The organism is Haloarchaeobius ordinarius (genome assembly GCF_051801355.1).
Lineage (GTDB): Archaea > Halobacteriota > Halobacteria > Halobacteriales > Natrialbaceae > Haloarchaeobius.
Genome location: NZ_CP196560.1, coordinates 3,050,290 through 3,074,798, shown reverse-complemented (window position 1 = coordinate 3,074,798; position 24,509 = coordinate 3,050,290). Strand labels below are relative to the sequence as shown.

Below are 24,509 nucleotides of genomic sequence, written 5' to 3'. Positions count from 1 at the left end.
CTGTCGCTGCCCGTCTGACTGACCGTCTGTCGCCGTCTCCGGGTCACCCCGGTCTACTTTCGAATTCTACCGGCCCCGTACTCGGCAGTACTCGACCAGTGGTATCGTCGGGAGAGGGTGGGGCGGGTGGGTAGTGGAGGTTTCGAGCGGGAGCAGCGGGGCCAGGGCGATGGGGGCCTGAAGCTCCGAGGGCACGATGGTGGATGGCGACCCGCGGTGGGCCAACTACCGCACTCACAGCTATCGGGGGATCGGTAATGGAACTACGGCCAACAACGATAGGGACTCGTGGTCGAAGGCGTTCAAACGGGGACGATTCGGTCCGAATCGACCACGGTCGAATCGAGCAGCGTCGGGTCGACACCGGCGATGTCGGCCTGCGAGACGACCCGCGAGGAGTTGTTCCTCGTACTCGAGTTCGTGTTCTCGTTCGGGGCATCGACCTCACGTGTCAGCGTCAGGCCCGAGTCCGATGGGATGTACACCGTGTTGGGATTCTCGCGGAGGGCCTCGATGTAGCGCAGTTGCAGTATCTCGGGGTTGCTCCGCAGGGCGTCACCCTTGATCTTGATCTGTTCTGCCTCGGCCTCGGCCTCGATGACCGCGCGTTCTTTCTCTTTCTTCTCTATCTCTATCTCGGTCTCTTTCTTCTCGAGGCGCTTCTCGGTCGCCTGTTTCTCGTTGATGGCTTCGACGACCTTCGGCGGGAGCTGGACGTTCCGTATCTGGACGGTCTCGAGTTCGACACCGTTCACCTCGAACTCCTCGCTCAACTGCGAGTTGATACAGGTGCGGAACTTGTCGCGGTCGGTCGAGTATATCTGTAGACCCTCGTACTCGGCCGCACAGCTCCGGACCGCAGACCGGGCGGTCGGACGGACGATCTTCCGGTTTATCTCCTCGTTGGAGGTGCCGACGGTCGAGTAGATGGTGTCGACCTCGTTCGGGACGACGTGATACCGGACGGTCACGTCGATGTCCAGTTCCATCCCTTCGGAGGAGAGGGCCGTGATGGAGTCGTCGCGGTTCGACTTGACCCCCTCACCGGAGGACGAACTCATCGTGTACTCCTGGGTCCGCACGTCGTAGTGGTGTGCACCGTCGATGACGGGTATCTTGAAGTGCCAGCCGGGGCCGTACACGCCGACGACCTTCCCCTGGCTCGTGTGGACGGCCCGCGTCCCTTCGTCGACGGTCACGATACCGCCGAAGACGAACGCGACGAGGACCATCACCAGAACGATAAGTGCGAGTCCGGCGACGGCGACGACGATACCGCGTCGGCCACCACCACCGCCACTGGCGCTGCTTTCACTCCCACCACCACCTCCGAGGTCGATGTCGAAATCGTCAGAACTCATCGATGGCTGGCACTCTGGTGCGAACCACCAATTCGTTTTCTATTCCAGCCTCTCGAAAACAGTACGTGTCTGAAAAGTGGACTTTAATCGAGACGATAGCGAAGTAGCGCCGCGATACCGCCGAGGTTCTTCAGTTGCTTGCCCGGCGGGAACTCGCTGGAGAAGACGGTTATCTCGCCACCCTTCCGTTCGACGTTCGTGACGAGGTCGTTCACGTCGAAGGCCCATTCCCCGTCGGGGCCGCGCTCCTCGCGGAGCTTCTCGTCGAGGATGAGCAATCGGTCGATTGCACCGTAGTCGGCTGCCTTCGAGACCATGTCCGGGCCATAGGCCGCCTCGTGACCGGTCGCGATGCGCGAGGTCAACTCGTCGATGTACTCTGCCTCCTCGGCGATGCGAGTCTCGCGCTGGACGTCCTCGACCGCACCACGTTTCAGGACCTCGTGGACGCCCCGGTCGCCGACGGAAGCGGTGTCGACCACCGTCGTCTTCTCGGCCACCTCGGGGTGGTTCTGCTCGATGTACTTGAACGCGTCCTGCTTGGTGAACCCGGGACCGGCCAGGATGACGGCGTCGACGTCCATGCGGGCCAGCGCCTCGGCCAGCGTGGCGAACAACTCTGACCGGCCGCGGGCGTACTCGCCCTTGCCGGTCGTCCCGGTGAACGACCCGCGGTCCTCGGTGCCGTACTGGGCGACCGTGTGGATGTGGGCTTCGCCCTCCTCGATGGTCGCGATGGCGACGTCGGGGTTGTCGGCCGACTCCTCGGCCTCCTGTAACCGCTCGAGCTGGTCGGGCTTCCACACCTTCTCGACCTCTATCTCGTCGTGTTCCTCGACGTTGAGTGTGTGGTGCAGCCCCAGCTGGTCCTCGCGGGAACAGCGCTCGATGGTCCCGGAGACGCGCAGCCGGTTGGCGAACTTGTGGAACTCCACCTCCTCGACGCCCAACGTGACGTGCATGTGTTCGCGCTCGCCGCCGGTGTCGCGCAGTTGCTCGTCGTCGCGCTGGATGCGTCGTGTCGTGTCCCCGGCGACGAGGTCACCGGGTTCGAGGACGTACTGCAGGTGCCACAGGTCGTCGATGGTCTCCGGAACGAGGGTGATTCGTTCCGTGCGGCCGTCGACCTGCACCCGGCTCTGTATCTGCATGTCCCAGATTCCGGCCGCCGGTCGTACATGCCTTTCCTTTCTATCGGACGACCCGTCGGTAGCCCGAACCGACGGGGCGGGCAGCGATCAGGCTGGCGTACACCGTCACGGCCAGCGCGAGGAGGCCGGCGACGCTCTGGACGGCGGCGAGGAGCGCCAGCACCAGCGAGAGCGACGTCGGGTGGAGGCCGACCGCGAACCGCGAAAGCAGTGCCGAACCGAGGCCGAACGTGGCGAGGACTGGCCAGACCGTCCGGGCGTCAACGCCACGGAGGGGGTACCTGAACGCGTCGACGAGCACTCACCGCTCACCTCCCGGGAAGATGGAGTCGGGTGCGCCGACGCGTCCGGTCGTGCCGGTCATGGTTCGCGGCCGAACCCGGAGTGGCAAGTGCCTGCTGGTCTCCCTGAACGGGCGAAAAGATGCCGTTAGAGGTCTCTCGGCCCGAAAACGAGCGCATAGCTATATACTCCAAGCTTGTGATAGTATCACATGGCACCTGACGACATCGCAGCAGACCCCGTCGGCACCGCAGATTCCGCGCCGAGTACAGACCCGACCGTACACACACCCACGAAGACGAGTCTCGGTGTCGACGAGAACGTCGCCGGCGCGCTGGCGTACGTCTTCGGCGTCATCTCCGGCGTCGTCGTGTTCGTGCTCGAATCCGAGAACCAGTTCGTGCGGTTCCACGCCGCACAGTCCATCGTGCTCTCGGTCGCCATCTTCGTGGCGTCGTTCGCACTGGCGATGGTGAACCTCATCCTCGGACTGGCCATCGGCGGCATCCTCGGCGGACTCGTCTCCCTCGTACTGTCGCTCGTCGGCCTCGTCCTCGGGTTCGGGGCGTTCGCACTCTGGCTGTACATGCTGTTCAAGACGTACCAGGGCGAAACGGTCCGGCTCCCCGTCGTTGCCGGCATCGCCGACAGCCTCGCCTGAACTGACCACCCACGCGAACTCGACTACTCGTCGAGGATGCGACTCCCACCCGGCGGGAGGAAGTGCTGTATCCTGTCCGGGCTCGCCACCTTCCTGACGAACGACGTGTCCGTGAACGACTCGCGGAACTGTCGGTAGATACGCTTTGCCACGTCACCCTGCGCGAAGCGACCGGGTTCGACCCGGATGTTCACCTCGGTCCGGTCTTCGATGGCACTCGGCGGGCCGCCGATGACTCGCGTCAGTGGCTCACACTGGATGCCGACGGCACAGCCGACCGGCGTGTCGTTGTGGTAGGTCCGGTCGCCCCGGATGGCGAACGACCCCTTCTCTAAGTACTCGCCGCTCTCGGGCGTCTTGGTCACCTGGTCGCCGTCGACCTCGTACACGTCCGCGGCGAACACGCCGTCCTTCCAGACCGAGGAGTACGTCACCGCGAACTGGGCGGCCTCCTCGATGCTCGACTCGGGGAAGTCGACGTCGCGCGAGGGTTCGCTCGGGTCGGTCGCCTTCAGGATGGTGACGGGTGCGCCGTGAGCCTGCGTGTGGAACACCTTGTCACCCTTGTCGAGGTACTTCTTCACCAGCTCCTCGTTCTGGTCGGCGTTCCGGCCACCGATGACGAGGAAGCCGTCGCTGGTGTGGAACCAGCGGAAGCGCTCGAACCACTTCTCGTCGGTCCGGATGGGCACCGACTGGAGGGAGAGCCAGTCTGTCTCGGCGTCCTCGTCGTCGCCCTCGTCGGTGTTGTCGTCCTGGTTCGCGTCCCACTGGTCGCGACGCTCTTTGATGTCGGCGAGTTCTTCGCGCGTGTCCTCGATAGCTGCCAGGGCTCCCTCTTTTTTCTCCTGGATGCGCTTGGCCTCGGTGTACAGCCGGTCGGCGTTCTTCTCGACGCCCTCGAACACGTCCACCGTGACCTGTGTCCCGTCGAGGTCGAGCGTGACGGTTCGCTCCGCCCCGTCGACCGAGACGACGGCTTCGGCCTCGGCGATTCCCTGCTCGGCGCCCTGCTCGAACGTCGCGGCGATGTCGTCCCAGGGTACCTCCTCCTCGCGAGCCGCCTCTATCGTCGAACAGACCTCGTCGACCAGCCCGTAGTGGCTGTACAGCAGTTCGGCTTTCTCGCGTTCCGCCTCGGCGCGCTCGTCGAAGCCCTCGATTGCACCCTCTTGCTGCTCGATGATGCGCTCGTGCTTGGCGATCTGCTCGGCGAAGTCCGGCCGGTTGGACCCGGCTTTGCTGCCGCCGGACTCCTCTTCGTCCTCCAGTTCGAGTTCGTAGAAGTAGTCGTCGCAGGCACCGTTGAACGTGTCGTACGCGTCACTGGCGAGGCTCTCGCGCTCTTCGAGCGGGACCGGCGTCACGTCGAGGACGCGGCGGCTCCCGTCTTCGTCCTCGGGCTCCTCGTAGTAGATTCGAGGGTCGAGGTCCGCAGACGAGAGCGAAGTCGCGAGCCGCTGGACCGCGTCGTAGAGTGCCTGGTACTCGGCCTCACCGGCCTCCGTGATGTCCATGGCCTTCTCGACGCCCGCGCGTCGGCACAGTTCCTCGCCCCAGAGGCCGCCCCAGTTGAGCTGGGTCGCGAGCGTCCGGACCACGTCGGTGTCGGACTCGTTCATCTTGGCCTCGAAGACGTCGTACTCGACCGTCAGGGGGTTCAACCGCGACTCCGGGAACTCGTACAGCGACCCCGGTGCGACGGTTCGCGACTTCAGGCGGACGGTGTCGAGACAGTCGACGACCTCGTAGTTCTCGTCGCAGACCGCGACGTTCCCGTGGCCGAACAGCTCGACGATTATCTTCGTGTCCCGGTCCTCGCGGGAGAACGAGAACTCGAGGATGCGGTCGAACTCGTACTGTTCGACGCCCTCGAAGTCCGCGCCCGAAAGCCGGTTGCGAAGCATCATCGCGAAGTTCGGCGGGCGACCGGGGGCGTCGGGGACGTGACTCGGCGCGGCGACGTGGGCGCGTTTCGTGTCGCCGACCTCCATGAGCAACTCGACTCGACCGCGCTCGAAGTCGCGCATCTTCAGGCGAATCAGGTCGTCGCCGTAGAGATACGCCTTGTCGAGTTTCGCGCCCCTGTAGGCGTTCAACTCGGAGACGAGGGCGGCGAGGTCGACGCTCGTCAACTCTCGCTTTGGTTCCATGGGCGAGATTTTTCGTGGGGAGGGTAAGGGCCTGTCGTTCGGACGTGCAGCGGTCGTCGCGCAGCCAGCGCCAGACGCCTCTTCGTCATCGAAGGACCATCTCTTCGAGTTTCCCGGCACACCGTTTGCTCACGCGATTGCGTAGCGTCGGCATGTCGAGTTCCCAGTCCGTCCGCAGTATCTCGGTGTGCTCTTCTGCGAACACGTCCTCTACGACCGCCATCGGGAGGTCCTCCATCATCCGCATCTGGAGTTCGCCCCACTCGCCCTCGTCGACGAGCCGATGCGCGGTCTTGCGGACGCGACCGGCGGTGCAGTAGCGCTCGACCAGTCGCTCCTCGTCACACTCCGGTTCGTCGTCGGTCGGCTTCTTGTGCCGCTCTCGGAACGCCTCGGAGACGAGTTTCACGCGCTGGTGAGTCGTCTCGTTTCGGATGACGACGCCTTCCGCCCGGCCATCGTGGTACTGCGACGCGGGAACCTCGTAGGACGGGTCACCAGTCCCGTACTCGGCTGCGAACTCCTCGGCTGGAAGCCGGTCGACCACTGGGACGGTCTGGAGACCGACAGTCTCGAACAGTGCGGCCGCTCGCTCGAAGGAAGCGAAGCGCTCCTCGGCGGCGAGCCACACGTCGAAACCCAGGAACTGCGGTACCGATTCCCAGTCGTACTCCAGGGTGTGCTCGACCATGTTATCCCCGAAGAACACGAGGTCCCCGTGCTCGGCTACGAGGGCCGCGAGCGCCTCTCGGTCGACCGTCTCGGCGAGGTAGTCCGTCACAGCGTCGAACTGGCCGCCGATGCCGTCAGGGTCGGTGCCGAGCTTCGTCGTGCGCGAGCCGAACTGGAGGTCGTCCTCGGCGGTGCACCGGAACCGGAAGTTGTTCCCGTCGAGCTTCTCGCAGACGACGAGTTCGCCCCGGTCGAACACGTCGTCCACGTCGGGGTGCCCGACGCGGCGGATTCGTGGATACCGTTTCATACCCCTACCTGTCGGTAGCGGGTCATCAACGTTATCGCGGTGTGTCACTTCGTGGCAGTGGTGCCCGTGACTGGCACAGGAATGGCGAACAGACGGACAGAGGTGAGGGACACGCGAAGCTAGCCCGTGCAACCGCTGGGCCTCGCGTGGTGGTGATTCAGAGCACACCAGTGGTGGCCTCGTGCTAGTATAAAGAGAATCGCACAGGGTGCGCCGGCCTCTACAACCGCTTTCTGACGTTACAACTGCTTGCTGCCGTTACAACCGCTTGCTCACGTACGGCCCGTCCTGGTGGTACCCGAGCTTGTTCCGGTAGTACTCGCGGGCACCGATGCCGGAGATGACGCTGACCTTGTCGTAGCCGGCGTCGGCGGCGAGTTCCTCGGCCTTCGCCAGCAGCTTCTTCCCGTAGCCCTTGTGCTGCCAGTCGTGGCTCTGTTCGCCGACCTCGACCATGGGGCCGTAGACGTGCAGTTCGCGGACCAGGGCGGCGTTCTGGAGTTCGCGCCGCACGGGGTCGCCCGGGAAGCGCAGGCGACAGAAGCCGACGAGGAGGTCCTTCTCCGGGTCCTCGTAGCTGATGAAGTGCTCGGTGCCACCGGCACAGTCGTAGGTCATCACGTCGAGTTCGACGTCCTCGGGCACCTCGTCGTTCATGCCGACCTCGCGACAGCGGATGCAGTCACAGGTCCAGCCGTGTTCCTCCATCTTCTTCCAGGCGAGCTGGCGGAGGTTGGACTTCCAGACGCCGGCGTCGATGAAGTCCGCGGGAATGTCGCGCTGGACGCGCTGGAGCCGGGTGTACTTCGGAATCATCGACTTGATCTCGGCGACGATCTCGGCGGCCTCCTCGTTGTTCAGTGGCTCGTACTCGTCCTGGTACCAGGAGTCGTACACCATGGTTCCGCGGACGACCAGCGTCGGGTATATCTTCAGGTAGTCCGGTCGCCACTTCTCGTCCTCGAACAGCCGGCGGAAGTCCTCGATGCACATCTCCTTCGTCATGCCGGGCTGGCCGGGCATCATGTGGAAGCCGACCTTGAACGCCGAATCACGCAGGCGCTGGTTAGCGTCGATGCTGGCCTGTGCGCCGTGGCCGCGGTGCATCTCGCGGTTGATGCGCTCGTAGGTCGTCTGGACGCCGACTTCGACCTTCGTCCCGCCCAGGTCGAGCATCCGGTCTATCTGCTCGGGGTCACACCAGTCGGGCTTGGTCTCGAAGGTCGTCCCGATGTTGCGGATGCGCCCCGTCTCGTTCTCGGCGATGACGTCCTCGAGGTACCGGAACTCGTACTCGTCGAAGTCCTGCGCGAAGCTCTCGCCTTCGGCGGGTTCGGGCTGTTTGTCCACGTCGTAGTCGTTCATCGCCTCCAGCGCGCGCTTGACGAACCACTCCTGGTAGTCGTGGCTCCGGGCGGTCATCGTCCCGCCCATCAGGATGAGTTCGACCTTGTCGACGGGGTGGCCGATCTCGCGGAGCTGTTCGAGCCGCAGGGTGACCTGCCCGTACGGGTCGTAATCGTTCTGGACGCCGCGGGCCGCCGCGGGCTCGTGGCCGGTGTAGGACTGCGAACTGGAGAACTCGCTGGCCGGGCCGCCGGGGCAGTAGAGGCACTTCCCGTGCGGGCACATGTGCGGCGAGGTCATGATGGCCACCGGCGAGACCCCCGAGGCCGTTCTGACGGGCTTGCGCATGAGGACCGCCTCGAGTTCCTCGCGGCGTTCCTGTGGCGCGTGGTCGAGTATCTCCGAGTTCTTCGGGACCTTCGGCGCGGAGTGGCGCGAACAGGCCTGTAACTTGGCCGACTCCACGTCGTCGCGCTCCAGTTCGCCCGCGAGAATCTGGTCGATGAGGTCCTCGCAGACGGCCGCGAACGCGTCTGTCTCGGTCGGGTCCGTCTCGGTACTCATTGGTATGGCATCGCCGTGTAACGGCAAAAAGGGTGTCGGGACGGGTTCGTCAGGCCGTGTGCCACGTCCCGTGGCCAGCTTCGGTTATATATCGACTCGCGGAACCGTCATATCGCCTCGGCCCGTATACTGCGCACTCTGGGGGGAGCACAAGTGGGAGTACCAACAGTCGTTCCGGTAGCCGAACCGCTCGCGACCGACCCGCACTGGACAGGCGGCAAGGGCGCGAACCTGGCGAGACTCGCGGGCGCGGACCTGCCGGTCCCGGCCGGGTTCTGCGTCACAACAGCAGTCTACTGCGAGGTGGTCGCCGAACCGACGGTGCAGGCCCGTATCGCGACGCTGGGCGACCTCGACCCGGCGGACACCGAAGCCGTCAAAGAGGCTGGCCGGCGGATTCGCGAAGCAATCCGGGAGAGACACCTCCCGTACGAGGTCCGCCAGCAGATAATCGGCGAGCTCGGCATCCTCGGCATCGGCGACGCCTACGCCATCCGGTCCAGCGCGACCGCCGAGGACCTGCCACACGCGTCGTTCGCCGGCCAGCACGACACGATTTTGAACGTCGTCGGCCCGAACGCGGTGTGTGAGACGGTCGTCGAGTGCATGGCCAGCGCGTTCACCGACCGGGCCATCGTCTACCGGCTCCGAAACGACATCCCGCACGAGTCGGTCGCCTGTGCCGTCGTCGTCCAGCGGATGGTCTACCCGGAATCTTCGGGTATCATGTTCACCGCAGACCCCGTTTCAGGCAACCGAACCCGCATCACCATCGACGCTGGCTACGGACTCGGGGAGTCACAGGTCGGCGGCCTCGTCACCGCGGACACCATCCACGCCGACGCGGCGACCGGAGACGTCATCGACTACACGGTCGGCGAGAAGCGCCAGGCCGTCCACGCCACGCCCGGCGGTGGGACGAGGACCACGGTGGTCTCGGAAACGAAGCGGCGCCAGCGTGTCCTCTCCGATGCCGAGGTCCGAGGCCTCGTCGACCTCGGGAACCAGATTCACGACCTGTTCGGAACACCGATGGACGTCGAGTGGTGCCGGGACGACGACCGGTTCGTCGTCCTGCAAGCGAGGCCCATCACCACACTGTTCCCGGTCCCCGAACCAGCCCCGACCGACGACACGCTCCACCTCTACTACAGCTGGAACCACAAGGAGGCGATGTCGGCGGCGATGCCGCCGCTCGTGGTGGACGTCTGGGTTCGCCTCCTCCGCGATTCGATGGAGCACTACGGCCTGGGTGAGACGGCCGAGATTACCACGGCTGGTGGGCGCATCTACCAGGACCTGACGCCGTTCGTCCGAAACCGCCGGTTCCGCGACCCCTACCTCGATTCGATGGCCGCAGTCGACGAACCGGCCGCGGCGGCCATCCGGGCGTTCGTCGACGACCGCGACCCATGGCCGGACGAGGGCGGCCTCGTCAGGACGGTCGGTCGAAACCTCGGGACTGCGACGCGCATCGGCCCGTTGCTCTCGCGCATCACCGCCAGCGCTCTCGGCGCGCTCGTGCTGGGTGACCCCGAATCGGCCGCCGCCCGGCAGCGCGAGTGGTACGACGAGTATTCCTCGGATGCGGTCTCTCGAATCCGGCGGGAGATGACCGTCGAAGACCGCGTTCAGGCCGCCCTCGACGAGCTTTCTGGGTCGGTCTTTGGCGTCATGGGACGATTCTTCCCGTTCTACGCGACCGTCGTCGCGGGTTCGGCACTCCGGCGGCTCTGCCCGGGCCAGGAAGAAGACATCGACACACTCGGCCGCGGCCTCGCGGGGGACGTGGTCACGGACATGACGCTCGCACTGGGTGACCTTGCAGACCTCGCGCGGTCGTTGCCGGCGGTCGCCCGGGCCATCGAGGCGGGGCAGGACCGGGAGGCCGTCGCCGCCGTCGAGGGTGGGGCCGCCTTCGAGGCGGCGCTCCAGACGTTCCTCGACGAGTACGGTTTCCGGGGCCTGAACGAGATAGACCTCTCGCGCCCGCGGTGGAACGAGGACCCGACACAGGTCCTCCAGACGGTGCGCGGAGCGCTCCTCGGTGGGGAGACAGGCGACCACGAGGTGCACTTCGCGGAACTGGTGGCCGAAGCCGATGCTGCCGCGACACGACTGGAGGTCGCCGCGGCCGAGGCGGTCAGGCGAACGATGCCCATGGCGACTCTCGAGCACCCCCGCGCCCAGGCGCGCGCCGCTGCCGTCCGTCGGCTCGTTTCGGTCTACCGCGGCTACCTCGCCATCCGCGAGCACCCCAAGTACGGCATCGCTCGCCTGCTCGCCGAGACGCGCCGCCAACTCGTCGCGGCGGGCGAGACGCTGGAAGCCGCGGACGTCCTCGTCGACACCGAGGACGTCTGGTTCCTCCACCTCGACGAACTCCAGACGGCCCTCGCGGGCGAGCCAATCGGTGTCGACATCCGCGGCCGGAAAGCCGCGTTCGCCAGCCACACCGCCATGCACGCGCCGCGGGTCCTCACCAGCGAGGGTGAGGCCCTGGGTGAGCCCCGAATCACCGAGGACGGGGCGCTCGAAGGCACGCCGGTCTCGCGCGGCGTGGTCGAGGGAATCGCGCGGGTCGTCCGGGACCCGACCACCGAGACACTCGCCCATGGCGAGATTCTCGTCACGGAGTTCTGCGACCCGGGGATGACGCCCCTGTTCCTCAATGCGGCTGGCCTCGTCACGGAGGTCGGCGGCCGCATGACCCACGGCTCTCTGGTCGCGCGCGAGTACGGCATCCCGGCGGTCGTGTCGGTGCCGGCCGCGACCGCACGCATCCAGACCGGTCAGCGCATCCGGGTCGACGGCACGAACGGGACCGTCGAGGTGCTGGACCGGATTCCGACCGAGGAGTTCCCGAAGCTAGAGCGAGTCCCGCGGGAGGCCGAACAGGAGCCGGAAGGGGAGCCGTCGGACGCGAGCGAGGTGCAGACCGACTGAGCCGGCGCTGGCCGGTTGGGGCGCGGAGACGAGAAGATAGAAGCGTTGGTCGGTCGGCCGTCGGCCCGTTCTCAGGGCTTGAACGACTTCGCGATGGCCGAGACCGTCGCGTTGAGCACGTCCTCGCGCTCGCCGGAGAGGTACTCCAGGTGACCGTCGCGGCCACCGACGACGTTCAGACCGGACTCCGGGACGACCTCGGCGACCTCGTCGGCGACCTCGCGGACGTCGACGTACTCCGTGCTGCGGAGGTAGAGGTCGTCGTCACCGAGTGCGAGCGTGACGAGCGCCTCGTCCGTCTCGGCGGCCTGCTCTCGGTGGAGCGCGTCGAGCAGGAGTTCCGTCGGCGGGAAGTCGAAGCGGTGCGTGAACGCGTCGGCGTCGAGGACGGCAAACTCGATGCCCTGGGCGGTGCGGGTCGAGACGTTGCGCTTTGCGGTCTCGAGTTCGCGCTCTAGCTTGATGCGGAACTGCTTGCTGACGTGCCCGGCGAGTCCGTCGCTCTCGTTGAACAGGAGGTCGGTGACGAGTTCGCGCTTGTCCTTGTAGGACTGGTAGTACGCTTCGAGCGCGATGGCTTCGCGGAGTTCGCGGGTCTCGTCCGCGTCGTAGCCCGCCTCGCTGGCGAGGTCGGTGTAGACGGACGGGGTGTCTGCCCAGTAGCCGACGGCAGGCAGGTGCAGGAGGTCCTCGCGCACGTCCTCGTTGACGTGTGCGGCGACGTTCGCGGCGAGGGTCGCGCTGGTCACGTCGTCACCAGCGTCGGCGAGGTGCGGGTTGACCATACCGGCGACGGAGTCGACGATCTCCTCGTCGGGGTGGCCCGAGTCGACGACGACGCGGTCGGCGTCGTACACGTCGAGCAGGTCGTAGCTCTCGCGGGACTCCAGCGTGCTGCCGAGGTCGGCGAGCACGATGAGGGGGAGCTGTTCCCCGTGGCGCTCGCGTGCGTCGAGCATGTTCGTCACGTCGTTCGTCGCGGCGTCCATGTCGTAGACGGGCGAGTCGAGCGGGCGGCGCTCGAAGAAGTGGTAGACGGCGTCGTCGCGAGCGTGTTCTTCGCGGACGAGCGGGAGCACGGCGCGCTCGATGGCGGCACCGGCGACGTAGCCTTCCGCGGTGGCGCGGTGGCGGACGACGACGGGGCGCGACTCGATGACGGCGCGGCGGATGGCGGTCGCGACCTCACGAATTTCGTCGGCGACAGCCGCGACGGACTCGTGGTCGGCGAGCAGGTCGACCGTCCCGGGGTCTGCCTCGTCGTCGAGTGCGGCCTGCATGCGTGCTTCGACGGCTGCGGCCTCGTCACCCTCGAGGATGGTGAGGGACTCGGTCTCGACCTGGATGTTGTCGTGGCGACGTTCGACCTCGCCTTCGAGGCGGACCACGTCGTCGACGTTCACGTCGGGGTACGCGCGGACACCGGCCTCCTCGAACGCGGCACACTCGATGACGCCGCTCTCGTCGCGGAGTTCGAACACGGTCGGGCCGGAGGTCTGTCGGACGCTGATGACCTCGCCCTCGATGCTGACGTCCTCGCCGACGTTGTCGGACAGTGCGGCGATTTCGGTTCGGGCGCGCGGTTCGGTAGCACTCGAGTCGTCGTCGCCCGGTTCGGGCGCGGACTCGGACGAGCCAGAGTCCGACTCGTCCGGCGCGGTCGAACTCGCGTTACCGTTTCCCTCGTCCGGTGCCTCGCTCGGCGTTTCGGTCTTCTCGGTCGTCGGCTGGGCATCCTCGGCGTCAGGGGTGCGAACCTGCGTCGCGGCCTGCTGGCTCCCGTCGGTCGTCGCGACTGCCTCTTTCTTCTCTTCTTCCTCTTCGGGCAGCCGGTCGCCACTCGGGTTGTCGATGAGCTTGCCGCGGAACTCGGACTCGTCCTGGCGGATGGACCAGCCGAGGTCGATGTTGCCGTTGTCGCGCACGTCGGTGACCTGCACGAAGACGGTGTCACCCGACTTCCAGTCGAGGCTGTCGAGTCGCTGGTCGAGTTCGCTCCGGTGCAACAGACCGGTGACCGAGGTCCCGATGTCGACGAAGACGCCGAACTCGGCGAAGCCGTCGACGCTCCCGCGGTAGTAGCGACCGGGGGTCAGTTGGTTCGGTGAATCGCCCTCGAACGTGAAGACGACGTCTTCCTCGTGGCTCTTGCAGATGTGCCCGTCGACCGAGGCACCACAGATGATACAGTTACCCATTTGCCGGAGTAGAATGGACCCGGCCTAAAACTGTTGTCGAAACTCGCTCAGCGGTAGAGGGAGAGATACAGCATGCTGAACCCCACGATAAACGGCACCGTCTCGGCGATGTTGAAGTAGACGACGCCTTCCGTTATCTGCATGCTAATGTTGGTGAGGGCGACGCCCATGCTGATGAAGGCGAAGCCGATGAAAGCCGACTCGAGCCGTTTCCCACCCTTCTGATTGTACGCCTGAAAACTGATGAACGTGAGTCCCAGCGCGAGCGCGAACAACGTGAGACGCATCAACATCAGCACCATCCCAGCGATTTCGAGCAACTCTACCACGGTTGCTCTCCTGCTACTGGGCCCGAGAATATAACTGCACCGCCGGAAAGCCCGGTCACCGACCGAGCTCGTCCCACAGGCTGGAGAACCGGTCCGGGAGGTTCTCCTTGCGGTAGATACGGATGTCGTACTCGTCCTCTTTGAGACGGATCACCGTCGCGTCGAAGTTCGACTTGATGGCGTCGTAGTGGTTCCCGTCTTTCGCGACGAGCGTCTCCGAGGTGACGAGGTCGTGTTCTTTGAGCATCTCGATTCGTCGGTACACCGTTGGGAGGGAGAGGTCACAGAATTCGGCGACCTGCTTGGCCGAGCGAGGCTCCTCGCTGACCGCGGCGAGCACTTCGCGGGCGTGTTCGTCGCCGATGGTGTCCAGAATCTCCTCGATTGGCCGCTCGTCGTCCACGGACATACGTCACCGGTTACGAAATATAAGGTTTTTGTACCACGACTGAACAGTCCGATTGAAAAATCACTGGGTGGTAAAACAGGGTTATTTCTCAGCTTGAAAACGCTAATGTGGCATTATAACGGTAGAGAGTAATCTTCGTATATGGCAACGACTGACGACTCATTCAACGGGCTAACCGAACAGTGCGATTGCTGCGGTACGGAGACGCTACACAAGGTCTCCGTCCAGATCATCACCGAGAGTTCCAAGAAGGAGAACGCCCAGTTCTCCCGTGAACCGTACCGCGTCAAGGAGTGCCAGACCTGCGGCGAGCGCTCCAGCCAGCGGATGAACAACGCCTGAGTACGCAGGCGATACCTGCACGGCCAAGTCGTGTCGGCGCGGTAACTGGGTATTACCGCGTCACACGCGTATCCCACACTGGGTGGTCCCGGGGCTCACTCGAACACCGGGGATTCCTCTTCCAGTTCCTCGACGTCGTCCAGCAGCGTCCGCACCTGCTCGGGGAAGAGTGCGACCTGAACTTCGTTCCCGTCGTCGTCCGAGAACACGAACTTGACGCGCTTGTCGCCGAACTCTCTCGCCTCGGCCGCGGAGACGTCGAAGAGTTTCGCCGAACCGGACTTGTTGGCCGGGCCGACGTTCTTGATGGACCCGTCTTTGAGTTCGAGCATGAAGTCACTGAGTTGCAACGCGAGCATGCTCGCGTCTACGCGAGTTCGGGTCATATAACCAGCCGGACAGCCGGGCACCCCTGCCGCCGCGTGCACTTTTAAGTGCATTTCGAGAGTAGTACCAGACGCCATGCAACTCACCTGGTACGGCCACTCGACGTGGCTCGTGACGGTCGGCGATACAGAGCTGCTCATCGATCCGTTCTTCGACAACCCGAAGACGTCGACCGACCCGGAGGAACTCGACCCGGACTACCTCCTCCTCACGCACGGGCACGCCGACCACATCGGTGACGTGGACCGCTACGAGGGGACGAAACTCGTCGCGACACCCGAAATCGTCGAGTACTGCCGCGACGAGTTCGGCGAGTACGAGGCCGTCGGCGGCATGGGCATGAACCTCGGCGGCACCGTCGAGTGTGGTGACGCCTACGTCACGATGCACCGGGCCGACCACACCAACGGGATGGACACCAGCTACGGCACCTCCGGGGGGATGCCGGCCGGCTTCATCATCTCGAACACGAAGCCGACGCAGGTCGACGACAAGGAGTCCGAGACCTTCTACCACGCGGGCGACACCGCGCTGATGACCGAGATGCGCGACGTCATCGGGCCGCACCTCCAGCCCGACGCGGCCGCCCTCCCCATCGGCGACCACTTCACCATGGGCCCGTGGCAGGCCGCCATCGCGGTCGACTGGCTGGACGTGGACTACGCGTTCCCGATGCACTACGACACGTTCCCGCCCATCGAACAGGACCCCAACGACTTCGCTCGCGAGGTCAAAGCCACCGGGAGCGACGCCGAGGTCGTCGTCCTGGAGGGTGACGAGTCCTGGGAACTGAGCGAGAACCTGCTGGACCGGTAACCCGACCGTTCCCCGTTTCAGCCGTGAACGTTCACTCGTAACTCTGGTGTAACAGTATCAACACCGCGATGCTCGCGAACATGTCGGGGATGAACGCGAACGGGCCGATGCTGGCGCTGATTCCCTGTCTGAAGCCGCTGAATATCATCGCGACGATGGGGACCGACGTGAGGGCGTACAGCAACAGCGAGAGACAGAAGATGATGAGACTCAGCGTGAATCTGTTGGGCATCTCTCGGTAGACGGTCAGGTAGTTCATCGTCAGCGCGATGAGCAAGACGACGGTGAACGTCGAGACGAACATCTTGACGACGAGCTGGATGGCGATTTCGGGACGGTCGGTCAGGGGGAGCCGCCCGACGAGCCGGGTGAACAGGAACGTCGCCACGATGGCGACGACGAAGGCCACGAGCGCGACGGCGAGCGTCCGCCGTCCCGGGTTCACCTCAGACATCCACATCACCCAGGTCGGCCTGCTCGGCGATCTCGTCGAGCACGTCCATGTTCGCTTCCATCTGGTCGGTCAGAAAGTAGGTCTTGCCGTAATCGTCGCCCATGGTCATCAGTACGTTGTTCTCGGTCAGTAGCTCGAGGTGGTGTTGCACCGTCTTGTAATCGAGGTCGAGCGCGTTCGACAGCTGGTTGGTGTTCATCGGTTTCTGGTCGAGCGCGTAGACGATGCGCAGGCGATTCCGACCCCCGCGAGCACCGCCGATGAGCCACCAGAGCACCTTTCGCATCGATGTCTGTTCCCAGTACCGTGAAAACGGTAATAAGTGAATGGGGTCGGCTGGCGGTCGTGGAAGCAAGCCTGGCGGGCCGTCGCGTCAGCGTCGGGCCGAGCCAGTGGTGTCAGGTCAGTGGCTTCAGGCCAGGGCGACGAACCGGTCGTTCTCGGGACGTTCGGGGGTGGCGCCGTCGGCGTCGTCGGACCCATCGCTGGCGTCCATCTCGTCACCGGAGAGTGCCGCCGCGCGGTCCGTGATGTACTCGCGGACTTCGGCCCAAGATGCCCCGTCGTTCCGCAGGTCCCGGGCCTCCCGCAGGACCGTCTTGACCTCCTCGCGGCTCAGGTCGTACTCGCTGTGCAGGTGGTGTGCGACGCGCGTTGCGACGGCCTTCTTGCGGTCGTCTGCGGTGTAGTCTTTCACCCTCTCGCGGACGGCCTGCTTGATTTCGGCGCGGTCGGCACCGTTCTCGTGCATCTCTTCGGCCATCGTGACGATTCGCCGGACCTCGTCGTGCGAGAGCGGGAAGTTCTCGCTCAGGTGCTTCGCGAGACGCTCGAAGTCGTGCTCACGGCGGTCGTCGGCGGTGTACGCCTTCACCTTCTCTTTCACCACCCGCTCGATCTTCTCCCGGTCCGCGCCGTTCTCTTGCAGCCTCTGCACCGTCGAGACGATGTCGCGGACCTCGCCGTCGGTCAGGGGGAAGTTCGCCTGGAGGCGCTCAGCGAGCTGCCCGAGCCGGTCGTTGTGGTTCGTGCTGGCGTAGTCGCGGTCCATGTCGCCGACTGCGGCGCGAATCTCCCCGTTGCTCGCGCCGTCGGCCTTCATCTCGCGGGCCGTGCTGACCACGTCACGGACTTCCTCGCCGCTGAGGCCGTACCGGTGGGCCAGGTCGTGGATCTTCTTGACGTGCTGGAGCTTGTCGCGCCAGTGGCCGTTGTCGACGCGCCTGGCGTCGAACTCGCGGAGGTGCGAGCGGACCGAGTCCTGGATGTCGTCCCAGGTCGCGCCGTCTTCGAACAGGGCGCGGGCGTCGTCGAGGATGAGCTGAGCCTCGGACTCGGTCAGGTCGTACCGCTTCAGCAGGTGGTCGTACCGGGCCTGCCACATGCGCTCTTCGAGGTCGGTCGTGTCGACGCCGTAGTCCTGGAGCTGCCAGACGATGGCGTGCTTGATTTCGGGGATAGCTTCGCCATCCTCGTACATCGTGACGACCATCGTCGTCAGCTCGTCGAGCTGGGCGTCGGTCAGGTCGTAGTGCGTCTTGAGTTCGTACAGGACGCGCAACTGGGCCTTCTCACGAATCTCGCGCTCGTCCACGCCGTACTGGCGGAGCGAATCGACGACTTCGTGGCGAAGCTCGTGTGCGGTCGCACCGTCGTCGTGCATGCGTTCGGCCTCGGCGACGATGGCGTCGACCTGGTCGTCGCTCAACTCGAACAGGCCGAGATACCAGGTCAGTTCGGCGGTCCAGTCGCCGGTCGGTTCGGGTTGGGTCGTCGTCTCGTCGGGTGCCGCGCCCACCACGCCGAACACACTCGACGTGAGGAGCAAGGCGGCGAACCCGACCGCGGTCATCGTTCGTGCTTTCATGTCTGAACCTCAGCCCGACAGAGCCCGAAGTACCTAAAGAGCGTTCGCCGAGGTTACACGAAACTCGACCACAGGTTAGACCCAAATTCGTCCCACGATGGCCCCAGAATCGGCCGGAGTCGGGCGGTTTTCGCGGCACGAACCGCGCGCCCGGCCGCGTCGGAGACACCGGACAGCGACCACCGGGAGGCCAACGCTTACCCCGCTTCCGTGAGAAATAGGGATGCAATGTCCAAGGAAGTCCGTACCATCTCCGAGGAGGGGTTCAGCGCGACGAACGAAATCCGCGACTTCGAGACCACCATCGACGCGACCGGTGAGGGCGCGCCCGACACACTGGAGAGCCTGCTGGCCTCCTACGCGGCGTGTTTCGTCCCCGCGCTTCGCGTCGCCGCCGAGCAACGCAAGGCCGGCGACCTCGGCCGCGTGGAGATTCACACCACCGGCGACCTCAACGACGACGACAAACTCGACGCCATCACGTTCGACGTGAAAGTCGAGAACGAGGTCGGCGACAAGGGTGACGCCGTCGTCGAGCGAGCCGAGGCCCTCTGTAAGGTCCACGACGCGCTCAAAGAGAGCCTGCACGCGACGGTCGAACTCGAAGACGGCGCGTTCTGAGGTGACCTGCGGTCGGGGTCGCGTCTAGCCCCGACTCACTCGTCCGGTCGCGGGAGCGCGATGTACGTCTTCTCGACGATGTCGAACGGGTCGTACACCGACTGGTGACAGCCACAGTAACTCTTGTTCGCCGCACCGAACTTCGGTGCGTCGCCGCTGTCTTTGAACCCGGGGATGCAACAGAAGTGGGTGCACTTGTTCATGAAGGCGAGACAGCCCTTTACCGTCGAGGCGGCGATCCATTCGTCCTCCTTCGCGGCTTCCTCGATGAGCGGGCTCCGGATGACCTGCACGGCGAGACTCTCTTCTGCGGGAACCGAGTCCGCGTGGGAACGCCAGTTGCAGTCGGCGGGTTTGCCGTACCCCGGGTCACCGATGTGGTTCGTCCAGTCCTCGTAGGGCACGAAGTCCTCGGGGTGGACCTTCTCCCCGCCTTCGACCGCCTGGCGCTGCCAGTCGTACGTCGTCGCGGGTTCGTACCGGAGGTAGTTGTCGTGGTCGGAGTCGGGCCGGATGTTGCGGTACGTCTGGACGCCGCAGTACTGGAACCAGCGTGAGGAGTAGGTGACGCCCGCGATGTCGGTCTCGGCGACGGTTATCTCGGTACCGTCGTCGAGCGTTCGTGTCTCGGCTTCGGGCCAGACGCCCTTGAGGTAGCCATCCTCGTCCGTTTCGAGGGGTATCTGTGGGAGCCCGCGGGGCGCGGGCCCATCGGTGTTCCGTATCGCCCGGTACGTCACGGAGCCGCCGCCTTCACCAACGTCGGTCGTGGCGGTGTTCACTGCGGCGGCACCGGCGGTCGTGATAGCGGCCATGGAGGAACCGCCGAGGACACCTTTCACGAACCGGCGTCTATCCGTCTCTGGAGGGTACTTGTCTTCGTCCATCGGAGACCGTCTCGGAATTGTGACCGATATCGTAGGAAAACACGTGCCGACTATCAGGTTCTGAGACACGACAGAAAAGTTTTGTATCTCTAGTAATAATATTGCGGGGGTCGACCGCTCCCGGAGACACAATTCTGATACGCGTGCTGACCTAACCGTCGGGCATGGCAAACTGGCAGGACACAATCGTCGGCGACCGGATGACGGTCGACAAGGAGTTCAATCAGCGGGTCATCGACTCCGAGTTCACGAACCAGGAGTGGGACCTCATCATGAGCGCCATCGAGTTCGAGATAGAGAACCCCGAGAACCCGGAGGAGGCCCGAATCGTCGTGAACGACGAGAAACTCCCCGCCATCATCCCCGAACTGGAGCGCATCTCCCAGCAGATGCAGGGGATGGGTGGGTCCCCCGGCGGCTCCGGTGGTGGCGGCGGTGGCGGCCTGTTCGATTCGGTCAAGAGTGCCCTCGGGATGGGTGGCGGCGGCAAGAAGCGCGAGGCAGAACGGACCGAAGCGGCGAGCGAACTCGCGACGGAGTACGCCGAAACGCTCCAGGCACACCTCGAATCGAAGGGTCGCTGGGCCTCGGTCTGTTCGACGGCGGCGAAGTCGGCGTAGTCCGACACAGAGACGGCCGTCGGCGAAGAGTCAGTCCCCCGCGTGGAACAGGGTCCGCTCGCTCGCCTCGTAGATGTTGATGAGTTCGGTGATGAGTTCGTCGTCTGTCTCGTCCTCCTCGCGGAGCCTGTCGAGTCGTTCTTTCGTCTTCTCGCTGATCTCGATGGTCGGCATACAGGGTGAGATACGGGATGAGGCCGATTAAAAGTCACTCCGAGAACCTGCTGGCTCGCTGTTCACTGGCTGGTGGTGCGGTCGTGTTCGCCGCCGAGCACCTGTATCCAGTCGGGTTTCGCTTCGACGGCCGGGTTGTCGAAGCCAGCGGTCTCGAACAGGCTCCTGACCTCAGCGGGTGTGTACCGTTCGAAGTACCGGCCGTCGCTGGCGAATCCGGTCTCGTCGCCGCGCTTGAGCGAGACGAACACCACCCCGTCAGGTGCGAGGACCCGACGGAACGCTCGCAGCGTGGCGGGAACGTCCCTGCGGGGGACGTGGAGCAGCGACGCGGACGCCCAGACGCCGTCGAACGAGTCGTCCTCGAACGGGAGTCGTCGCATGTCGCCGCGCACGAACCGGCCTACCGGAATCTCGGCACGCGCGGCTTGCAGGAAAGAGGCAGTGCGGTCGAGACCGGTCACCGAATACCCCCGGTCTGCGAACACGGCAGTGTCTGGTCCGGGGCCACAGCCCACGTCGAGGATGTGCTCACCCGAGAGGGCCTCGAAGAATCGGTCACCGTAGAGTGCCGCGACCGACGCCGACCGGTACTTCTCGATGAACGCGTCACTCTCACGTTCGTACACGGATTCGGTGCGGGAGACCTCGTCCATACACCAGTGTCAGCCGGTCGACTGAAAGGTGTGTCGACCCTGGCGGTGGTTCAGAGCCGGTCGACGATGGCCGCGGTAACCTCCTCGGTGCTCGCGTCGCCACCGAGGTCGGGCGTGGTCGGGCCCTCTTCGAGGGTCGCTTCGACGGCATCGCGGACCGTCTGGCCCTCCTCGTCGTAGCCGAGGTACTCCAGCAGCATGGCGGCCGAGAGGATTGTCGCCGACGGGTTGGCGACGCCCTCACCGGCGATGTCGGGAGCGGTCCCGTGGACCGGTTCGAACAGGGCGTTGTCCGGCCCGATGTTCGCGCTCGGGAGCAGGCCGAGCCCGCCGACGAGCCCGGCCGCGAGGTCCGAGAGCACGTCGCCCGCGAGGTTGGGGCAGACGACGACCTCGAACTGCGTCGGGTCGAGACAGATGTGGGTCGCGAAGGCGTCCATCAGGACCTCCTCGGTCGCCACGTCGTTGGCCTCGGCCACGTCGACGACAGTGTCGCGGAAGCGCCCGTCGGTCTCGCGCATCACGTTCGCCTTGTGGGCGACGTGGAAGGAGTCCATGCCGCGTTCGTCGACGTACTCGCAGGCGTACTCGGCGAGCTGGGCCGACGCCGACGAGGTGACGACGCGGGTCAGCGTCGAGAGGTCGTCCGAGAGGCGGTCCTCGTGGCCGGAGTAGACGCCTTCCGTGTTCTCGCGCAGGAAGACCAGGTCCGTCTCAGGGCGGAGCGCGTCCACGCCCGGGTACGCGCGGGCGGGCCGCACGTTCACGAACGAGTCCACGATGTCCCGGAGCGGGAGGATGACGTCGGCTGCGGTCTCACCGGCCGCGCCGAACAGCGTCGCATCGGCCTGCGCCGCGAGGTCTCGGGTCTCCGGGGGGAGTGCGTCGCCGGTCTCTTCTTTCGTCGCGTCGCCCGCTTCACCGTACTCGAATTCGAAGTTGCCGACCGCGTCCAGCACTTCGATGGCGGCCGGGACGACCTCCTGTCCGATACCGTCGCCGGGGATGACGGCGATGTGTTCGCTCATTGCTCGCGATGACGGTAGGACGGGGGGAAAGGTATTCGGTATCGGCAGATGTTCTCCGGGTCGGCAGCTGTGCGGTTTCGACCGACCTGTCACGCGAACGCCACCCCAAGACTTTTATCCCCGGGCATCGAATTATTAAATGCACTAGCAGTGCGTAATTAAATCGGTAACTATTTGTATCAGTCTCCAGTAGCTACTTCTCCGGGGAACGAACCCCCGGTGTTCGGTAAGTACAGGACCGAACACGACCGCGACCACGACAGCGACACTGCCCACCGAGCGACTGCCAATCCGAAAACAGACAGGACACATGAGAGACATCTCCGCCGATTCCAGGTCCCCTGCTGACGCCCGCCCGCTGACCACCCCCGCCTCGCACTTCGACCACCCCGCCGTCGAGTCGGTCGAGCAACCGACCGAGGTCCACCAGGGCCACTACGACGTGTACGAACCCATCGCCGGCATGGCCGTTGTCGGGGTCACCGACGACGCCGCACGCGTCCTGCTGCTCGTCAACGAGGATGCGGGCCACACGCTGCTACCCCACGCCCCCGTCGACCCCGGCGAGGACTTCGTCGCCGCCGGAGAGCGAGCAGTTCGCGAGCGGGTCGGCATCGCGGTCGAAGTCGAAACCATCCGACGAATCAGACGTAAATCGTTCCGCGCGGAGACCGACGACGACCACGAGACCACCGGTTACGACGTGGTTTTCGAGGCGACACCCCGTGACTCTTCCGACCCCCCGAACGACCCGGCCATCGACGACGGCGACGACGGCGATGACTGGACGGTCGGCTGGTACGAGACGTTCCCGACCGACCCGGAGCGGGGGAACCAGAACGTCGTCGCTGACATCCGCTCGTTCCTCGACCGATGACAGGCGAACCGCCCGCGAACCAGCGACACATCCAACACATGTCCGAGCACGCCACACCCACCGAGACCGACGTACCGTCCACGTTCGACCAGTTCACCGACCTGCAATCGCTCGCCGACGAGGTCGACGCCGACTACCAGGAGACGCCCAACGACCACGAGGGAGCGGACCACTGCGAGGCCGACTATGCGGGCCGCGCCATCGCCGGAATCGTCGACGAGGACGGCAGGATACTCCTGATGGTCCACGAACCCTCCGGGGCCCCGCTCATGCCGAACGTCAAGGTCGAGCCGCGCGAGGACTGGCTACCGCCCGCACTCGCCGAAATCGAACACCTCACCGGCGTCGCGGTCGAGTTCGCTGGAACCGAGCGAATCCGACGCGTCGACCACCGCGTCGAGGGCTCCGAGGAGGTCTTCGAGTCCACGACGCACGTCGTGTTCCGGGCCGTCCCCGCAGCGAGGCCCGAAGCCCGCCCAGCCCCCCGGTTGAATCCCGACGCCATCGAGAACGACGACGTCGCCCCCGACGACTTCACGGTCGACTGGTTCCAGGACGTGCCCGGCGACGAGTCGGGGATGGTCGAGGCCGACGCCCGACTGTTCCTCGAGTGAGCAGCATCGACGCCACCTGGCGCGACCCGGCCGCAGACTGCCCCACCCATCGACATGACCGCGACAGACCGGACACACCCCGACACCATCGACTGGAACCGCTACTGGACCGACGCCGACGACGAGGCCCGCGAGAGCGCGACCCCGAGCGCCCACCACATGCGCGAACTCCTGGCGGACTTCGTCGCCGCGAAGGGCGTCCCCGACACGGTCGCCGACGTGGGCTGTGGCCCCGGCGTCGTCACCTTCGACCTCGCCGACCGGTTCCCCGAGACGACCGTCGTCGGCTACGATGCGGCCGAGCCCATCCTGACCGAGAACCGGACTCGTGCCCGCGAGGAGGGCATCGAGAACGTGCGCTTCGAGCAGGCCGTCCTTCCCGAGTTCGCCCCCGACACCGAGTTCGACCTCGTGGTCTGCTACGGGACGCTGTGTTACGTGCCCGAGTCAGCACGGGCGCTCCAGGCGCTCTACGACGCCGTCGCGCCCGGCGGGCACCTCGTGCTGGGCTACATGAACAGCCTCGCCGCGGCACACCACCGCCGGCTGCAGGCGGCCGACCCTGACGAGCTGGACCACGAGTTCGACCCCGACGCCCACCGCGAGCGCTTCGGCCTCGTCATGCGCGAGGAGAGCACGCTCTCGTACCGCCAGATACACGACGCCGTCGGCACCTGGCCGCGGAGCTTCTGGGAGGTCACGGAGAAACCCGAGCAGCGCTGGGCGTGGCGGCACGTGCCGTCGGTCTGGATACCCAAGTAGAACAGGAACGTCCGAAACCGA

Annotated in this window: 26 protein-coding genes; 9 read left to right on the top strand and 17 right to left on the bottom strand. The window is 65.3% G+C overall.

Annotation, left to right across the window (positions count from 1 at the left end):
- Window positions 1-302: 302 nt before the first annotated feature.
- The 3 genes from ACSC1R_RS16105 to ACSC1R_RS16095 form a co-directional block, all read right to left on the bottom strand.
- Window positions 303-1,361, bottom strand: a complete 1,059-nt coding sequence (locus tag ACSC1R_RS16105) for a prohibitin family protein (RefSeq protein ID WP_439026739.1) — start codon at window positions 1,359-1,361, stop codon at window positions 303-305.
- 83 nt (window positions 1,362-1,444) lie between these two features.
- Window positions 1,445-2,512, bottom strand: coding sequence for an mRNA surveillance protein pelota (locus ACSC1R_RS16100; RefSeq protein ID WP_439026738.1), 1,068 nt, complete (start codon window positions 2,510-2,512; stop codon window positions 1,445-1,447).
- A 40-nt stretch (window positions 2,513-2,552) separates the two neighbouring features.
- Complete coding sequence (locus tag ACSC1R_RS16095; RefSeq protein ID WP_439026737.1) at window positions 2,553-2,813, bottom strand: hypothetical protein; 261 nt, start codon at window positions 2,811-2,813, stop codon at window positions 2,553-2,555.
- A gap of 192 nt (window positions 2,814-3,005) precedes the next feature.
- Between ACSC1R_RS16095 and ACSC1R_RS16090 the strand changes: the two genes are divergently transcribed.
- Window positions 3,006-3,455, top strand: coding sequence for a DUF4870 domain-containing protein (locus ACSC1R_RS16090; protein ID WP_439026736.1), 450 nt, complete (start codon window positions 3,006-3,008; stop codon window positions 3,453-3,455).
- A gap of 23 nt (window positions 3,456-3,478) precedes the next feature.
- Here ACSC1R_RS16090 and rqcH read toward each other — a convergent pair whose 3' ends face one another.
- The 3 genes from rqcH to ACSC1R_RS16075 form a co-directional block, all read right to left on the bottom strand.
- Entirely contained in the window at window positions 3,479-5,608 is a 2,130-nt protein-coding gene (gene rqcH / locus ACSC1R_RS16085; protein WP_439026735.1) for a ribosome rescue protein RqcH, read from the bottom strand.
- Window positions 5,609-5,693: 85 nt separating this feature from the next.
- On the bottom strand, window positions 5,694-6,590 hold the full coding sequence (locus ACSC1R_RS16080; RefSeq protein ID WP_439026734.1) for an RNA ligase family protein: 897 nt from the start codon (window positions 6,588-6,590) through the stop codon (window positions 5,694-5,696).
- Window positions 6,591-6,848: 258 nt separating this feature from the next.
- Window positions 6,849-8,501, bottom strand: coding sequence for a tRNA uridine(34) 5-carboxymethylaminomethyl modification radical SAM/GNAT enzyme Elp3 (locus ACSC1R_RS16075; protein ID WP_439026733.1), 1,653 nt, complete (start codon window positions 8,499-8,501; stop codon window positions 6,849-6,851).
- Between the two features lie 153 nt (window positions 8,502-8,654).
- On the opposite strand from ACSC1R_RS16075, the gene ACSC1R_RS16070 reads away from it, so the two are divergent.
- Window positions 8,655-11,447, top strand: a complete 2,793-nt coding sequence (locus ACSC1R_RS16070) for a PEP/pyruvate-binding domain-containing protein (RefSeq protein WP_439026732.1) — start codon at window positions 8,655-8,657, stop codon at window positions 11,445-11,447.
- Window positions 11,448-11,518: 71 nt separating this feature from the next.
- Here ACSC1R_RS16070 and ACSC1R_RS16065 read toward each other — a convergent pair whose 3' ends face one another.
- From ACSC1R_RS16065 to ACSC1R_RS16055, 3 genes are all read right to left on the bottom strand, one after another.
- Window positions 11,519-13,645, bottom strand: a complete 2,127-nt coding sequence (locus ACSC1R_RS16065; RefSeq protein ID WP_439026731.1) for a DHH family phosphoesterase — start codon at window positions 13,643-13,645, stop codon at window positions 11,519-11,521.
- 47 nt (window positions 13,646-13,692) lie between these two features.
- Window positions 13,693-13,947, bottom strand: coding sequence for a DUF7521 family protein (locus ACSC1R_RS16060; protein ID WP_439028736.1), 255 nt, complete (start codon window positions 13,945-13,947; stop codon window positions 13,693-13,695).
- Window positions 13,948-14,029: 82 nt separating this feature from the next.
- Window positions 14,030-14,383 (bottom strand): winged helix-turn-helix domain-containing protein, encoded by a 354-nt coding sequence (locus ACSC1R_RS16055; RefSeq protein WP_303647472.1) that lies wholly within the window; start codon window positions 14,381-14,383, stop codon window positions 14,030-14,032.
- Window positions 14,384-14,524: 141 nt separating this feature from the next.
- On the opposite strand from ACSC1R_RS16055, the gene ACSC1R_RS16050 reads away from it, so the two are divergent.
- Complete coding sequence (locus ACSC1R_RS16050; RefSeq protein ID WP_439026730.1) at window positions 14,525-14,725, top strand: DUF7835 family putative zinc beta-ribbon protein; 201 nt, start codon at window positions 14,525-14,527, stop codon at window positions 14,723-14,725.
- Between the two features lie 95 nt (window positions 14,726-14,820).
- Here the strand turns inward: ACSC1R_RS16050 and ACSC1R_RS16045 are convergent, their stop codons facing one another.
- Entirely contained in the window at window positions 14,821-15,084 is a 264-nt protein-coding gene (locus ACSC1R_RS16045) for a hypothetical protein (RefSeq protein ID WP_439028735.1), read from the bottom strand.
- Between the two features lie 103 nt (window positions 15,085-15,187).
- Between ACSC1R_RS16045 and ACSC1R_RS16040 the strand changes: the two genes are divergently transcribed.
- Window positions 15,188-15,928 carry a metal-dependent hydrolase gene (locus tag ACSC1R_RS16040; protein WP_439026729.1) on the top strand — a complete coding sequence of 247 codons (741 nt, stop codon included), beginning with the start codon at window positions 15,188-15,190 and terminating at the stop codon, window positions 15,926-15,928.
- Between the two features lie 31 nt (window positions 15,929-15,959).
- On the opposite strand, the gene ACSC1R_RS16035 is transcribed toward ACSC1R_RS16040, so the two are convergent.
- The 3 genes from ACSC1R_RS16035 to ACSC1R_RS16025 form a co-directional block, all read right to left on the bottom strand.
- Complete coding sequence (locus tag ACSC1R_RS16035) at window positions 15,960-16,382, bottom strand: hypothetical protein (protein ID WP_439026728.1); 423 nt, start codon at window positions 16,380-16,382, stop codon at window positions 15,960-15,962.
- Window positions 16,375-16,659 carry an ArsR/SmtB family transcription factor gene (locus tag ACSC1R_RS16030; protein WP_435320250.1) on the bottom strand — a complete coding sequence of 95 codons (285 nt, stop codon included), beginning with the start codon at window positions 16,657-16,659 and terminating at the stop codon, window positions 16,375-16,377. The genes ACSC1R_RS16035 and ACSC1R_RS16030 overlap by 8 nt, the downstream gene beginning before the upstream one ends.
- A 135-nt stretch (window positions 16,660-16,794) precedes the next feature.
- Window positions 16,795-18,249, bottom strand: coding sequence for a hypothetical protein (locus tag ACSC1R_RS16025; protein WP_439026727.1), 1,455 nt, complete (start codon window positions 18,247-18,249; stop codon window positions 16,795-16,797).
- A gap of 228 nt (window positions 18,250-18,477) precedes the next feature.
- Between ACSC1R_RS16025 and ACSC1R_RS16020 the strand changes: the two genes are divergently transcribed.
- Window positions 18,478-18,870 carry an OsmC family protein gene (locus tag ACSC1R_RS16020; protein WP_439026726.1) on the top strand — a complete coding sequence of 131 codons (393 nt, stop codon included), beginning with the start codon at window positions 18,478-18,480 and terminating at the stop codon, window positions 18,868-18,870.
- A 35-nt stretch (window positions 18,871-18,905) separates the two neighbouring features.
- Here ACSC1R_RS16020 and ACSC1R_RS16015 read toward each other — a convergent pair whose 3' ends face one another.
- Entirely contained in the window at window positions 18,906-19,757 is an 852-nt protein-coding gene (locus ACSC1R_RS16015; RefSeq protein ID WP_439026725.1) for a ubiquinol-cytochrome c reductase iron-sulfur subunit, read from the bottom strand.
- A 164-nt stretch (window positions 19,758-19,921) separates the two neighbouring features.
- Between ACSC1R_RS16015 and ACSC1R_RS16010 the strand changes: the two genes are divergently transcribed.
- On the top strand, window positions 19,922-20,377 hold the full coding sequence (locus ACSC1R_RS16010; RefSeq protein ID WP_439026724.1) for a DUF5799 family protein: 456 nt from the start codon (window positions 19,922-19,924) through the stop codon (window positions 20,375-20,377).
- Between the two features lie 30 nt (window positions 20,378-20,407).
- On the opposite strand, the gene ACSC1R_RS16005 is transcribed toward ACSC1R_RS16010, so the two are convergent.
- From ACSC1R_RS16005 to ACSC1R_RS15995, 3 genes are all read right to left on the bottom strand, one after another.
- Complete coding sequence (locus ACSC1R_RS16005; protein WP_439026723.1) at window positions 20,408-20,551, bottom strand: DUF7557 family protein; 144 nt, start codon at window positions 20,549-20,551, stop codon at window positions 20,408-20,410.
- A 62-nt stretch (window positions 20,552-20,613) separates the two neighbouring features.
- Window positions 20,614-21,207, bottom strand: coding sequence for a class I SAM-dependent methyltransferase (locus ACSC1R_RS16000; RefSeq protein ID WP_439026722.1), 594 nt, complete (start codon window positions 21,205-21,207; stop codon window positions 20,614-20,616).
- A gap of 50 nt (window positions 21,208-21,257) precedes the next feature.
- Complete coding sequence (locus ACSC1R_RS15995) at window positions 21,258-22,235, bottom strand: isocitrate/isopropylmalate dehydrogenase family protein (protein WP_439026721.1); 978 nt, start codon at window positions 22,233-22,235, stop codon at window positions 21,258-21,260.
- A gap of 310 nt (window positions 22,236-22,545) precedes the next feature.
- Between ACSC1R_RS15995 and ACSC1R_RS15990 the strand changes: the two genes are divergently transcribed.
- From ACSC1R_RS15990 to ACSC1R_RS15980, 3 genes are read left to right on the top strand one after another with little or no spacing between them, the layout of a single operon-like run.
- Window positions 22,546-23,112 carry an NUDIX domain-containing protein gene (locus ACSC1R_RS15990; RefSeq protein WP_439026720.1) on the top strand — a complete coding sequence of 189 codons (567 nt, stop codon included), beginning with the start codon at window positions 22,546-22,548 and terminating at the stop codon, window positions 23,110-23,112.
- Window positions 23,109-23,726: a hypothetical protein gene (locus ACSC1R_RS15985; RefSeq protein WP_439026719.1), complete on the top strand. Its 618-nt coding sequence runs from the start codon at window positions 23,109-23,111 to the stop codon at window positions 23,724-23,726. Before ACSC1R_RS15990 ends, ACSC1R_RS15985 begins: the two co-directional genes overlap by 4 nt.
- 54 nt (window positions 23,727-23,780) lie before the next feature.
- The gene (locus ACSC1R_RS15980) at window positions 23,781-24,488 is read left to right on the top strand and encodes a class I SAM-dependent methyltransferase (protein WP_439026718.1); all 708 of its coding nucleotides are present in this window, start codon (window positions 23,781-23,783) and stop codon (window positions 24,486-24,488) included.
- Window positions 24,489-24,509 lie beyond the last annotated feature (21 nt).

Coding starts and splice junctions, on each gene's coding strand:
- ACSC1R_RS16020 (WP_439026726.1), top strand. CDS start 18,478: ATGTCCAAGGAAGTCCGTACCATCTCCGAGGAGGGGTTCAGCGCGACG.
- ACSC1R_RS16015 (WP_439026725.1), bottom strand. CDS start 19,757: ATGGACGAAGACAAGTACCCTCCAGAGACGGATAGACGCCGGTTCGTG.
- ACSC1R_RS16060 (WP_439028736.1), bottom strand. CDS start 13,947: ATGGTGCTGATGTTGATGCGTCTCACGTTGTTCGCGCTCGCGCTGGGA.
- ACSC1R_RS16045 (WP_439028735.1), bottom strand. CDS start 15,084: ATGCTCGCGTTGCAACTCAGTGACTTCATGCTCGAACTCAAAGACGGG.
- ACSC1R_RS16005 (WP_439026723.1), bottom strand. CDS start 20,551: ATGCCGACCATCGAGATCAGCGAGAAGACGAAAGAACGACTCGACAGG.
- ACSC1R_RS16025 (WP_439026727.1), bottom strand. CDS start 18,249: ATGAAAGCACGAACGATGACCGCGGTCGGGTTCGCCGCCTTGCTCCTC.
- ACSC1R_RS16010 (WP_439026724.1), top strand. CDS start 19,922: ATGGCAAACTGGCAGGACACAATCGTCGGCGACCGGATGACGGTCGAC.
- ACSC1R_RS16080 (WP_439026734.1), bottom strand. CDS start 6,590: ATGAAACGGTATCCACGAATCCGCCGCGTCGGGCACCCCGACGTGGAC.
- ACSC1R_RS16040 (WP_439026729.1), top strand. CDS start 15,188: ATGCAACTCACCTGGTACGGCCACTCGACGTGGCTCGTGACGGTCGGC.
- ACSC1R_RS15990 (WP_439026720.1), top strand. CDS start 22,546: ATGAGAGACATCTCCGCCGATTCCAGGTCCCCTGCTGACGCCCGCCCG.
- ACSC1R_RS15985 (WP_439026719.1), top strand. CDS start 23,109: ATGACAGGCGAACCGCCCGCGAACCAGCGACACATCCAACACATGTCC.
- ACSC1R_RS16055 (WP_303647472.1), bottom strand. CDS start 14,383: ATGTCCGTGGACGACGAGCGGCCAATCGAGGAGATTCTGGACACCATC.
- ACSC1R_RS15995 (WP_439026721.1), bottom strand. CDS start 22,235: ATGAGCGAACACATCGCCGTCATCCCCGGCGACGGTATCGGACAGGAG.
- ACSC1R_RS16100 (WP_439026738.1), bottom strand. CDS start 2,512: ATGCAGATACAGAGCCGGGTGCAGGTCGACGGCCGCACGGAACGAATC.
- ACSC1R_RS15980 (WP_439026718.1), top strand. CDS start 23,781: ATGACCGCGACAGACCGGACACACCCCGACACCATCGACTGGAACCGC.
- ACSC1R_RS16050 (WP_439026730.1), top strand. CDS start 14,525: ATGGCAACGACTGACGACTCATTCAACGGGCTAACCGAACAGTGCGAT.
- ACSC1R_RS16090 (WP_439026736.1), top strand. CDS start 3,006: ATGGCACCTGACGACATCGCAGCAGACCCCGTCGGCACCGCAGATTCC.
- ACSC1R_RS16035 (WP_439026728.1), bottom strand. CDS start 16,382: ATGTCTGAGGTGAACCCGGGACGGCGGACGCTCGCCGTCGCGCTCGTG.
- rqcH (WP_439026735.1), bottom strand. CDS start 5,608: ATGGAACCAAAGCGAGAGTTGACGAGCGTCGACCTCGCCGCCCTCGTC.
- ACSC1R_RS16000 (WP_439026722.1), bottom strand. CDS start 21,207: ATGGACGAGGTCTCCCGCACCGAATCCGTGTACGAACGTGAGAGTGAC.
- ACSC1R_RS16075 (WP_439026733.1), bottom strand. CDS start 8,501: ATGAGTACCGAGACGGACCCGACCGAGACAGACGCGTTCGCGGCCGTC.
- ACSC1R_RS16105 (WP_439026739.1), bottom strand. CDS start 1,361: ATGAGTTCTGACGATTTCGACATCGACCTCGGAGGTGGTGGTGGGAGT.
- ACSC1R_RS16065 (WP_439026731.1), bottom strand. CDS start 13,645: ATGGGTAACTGTATCATCTGTGGTGCCTCGGTCGACGGGCACATCTGC.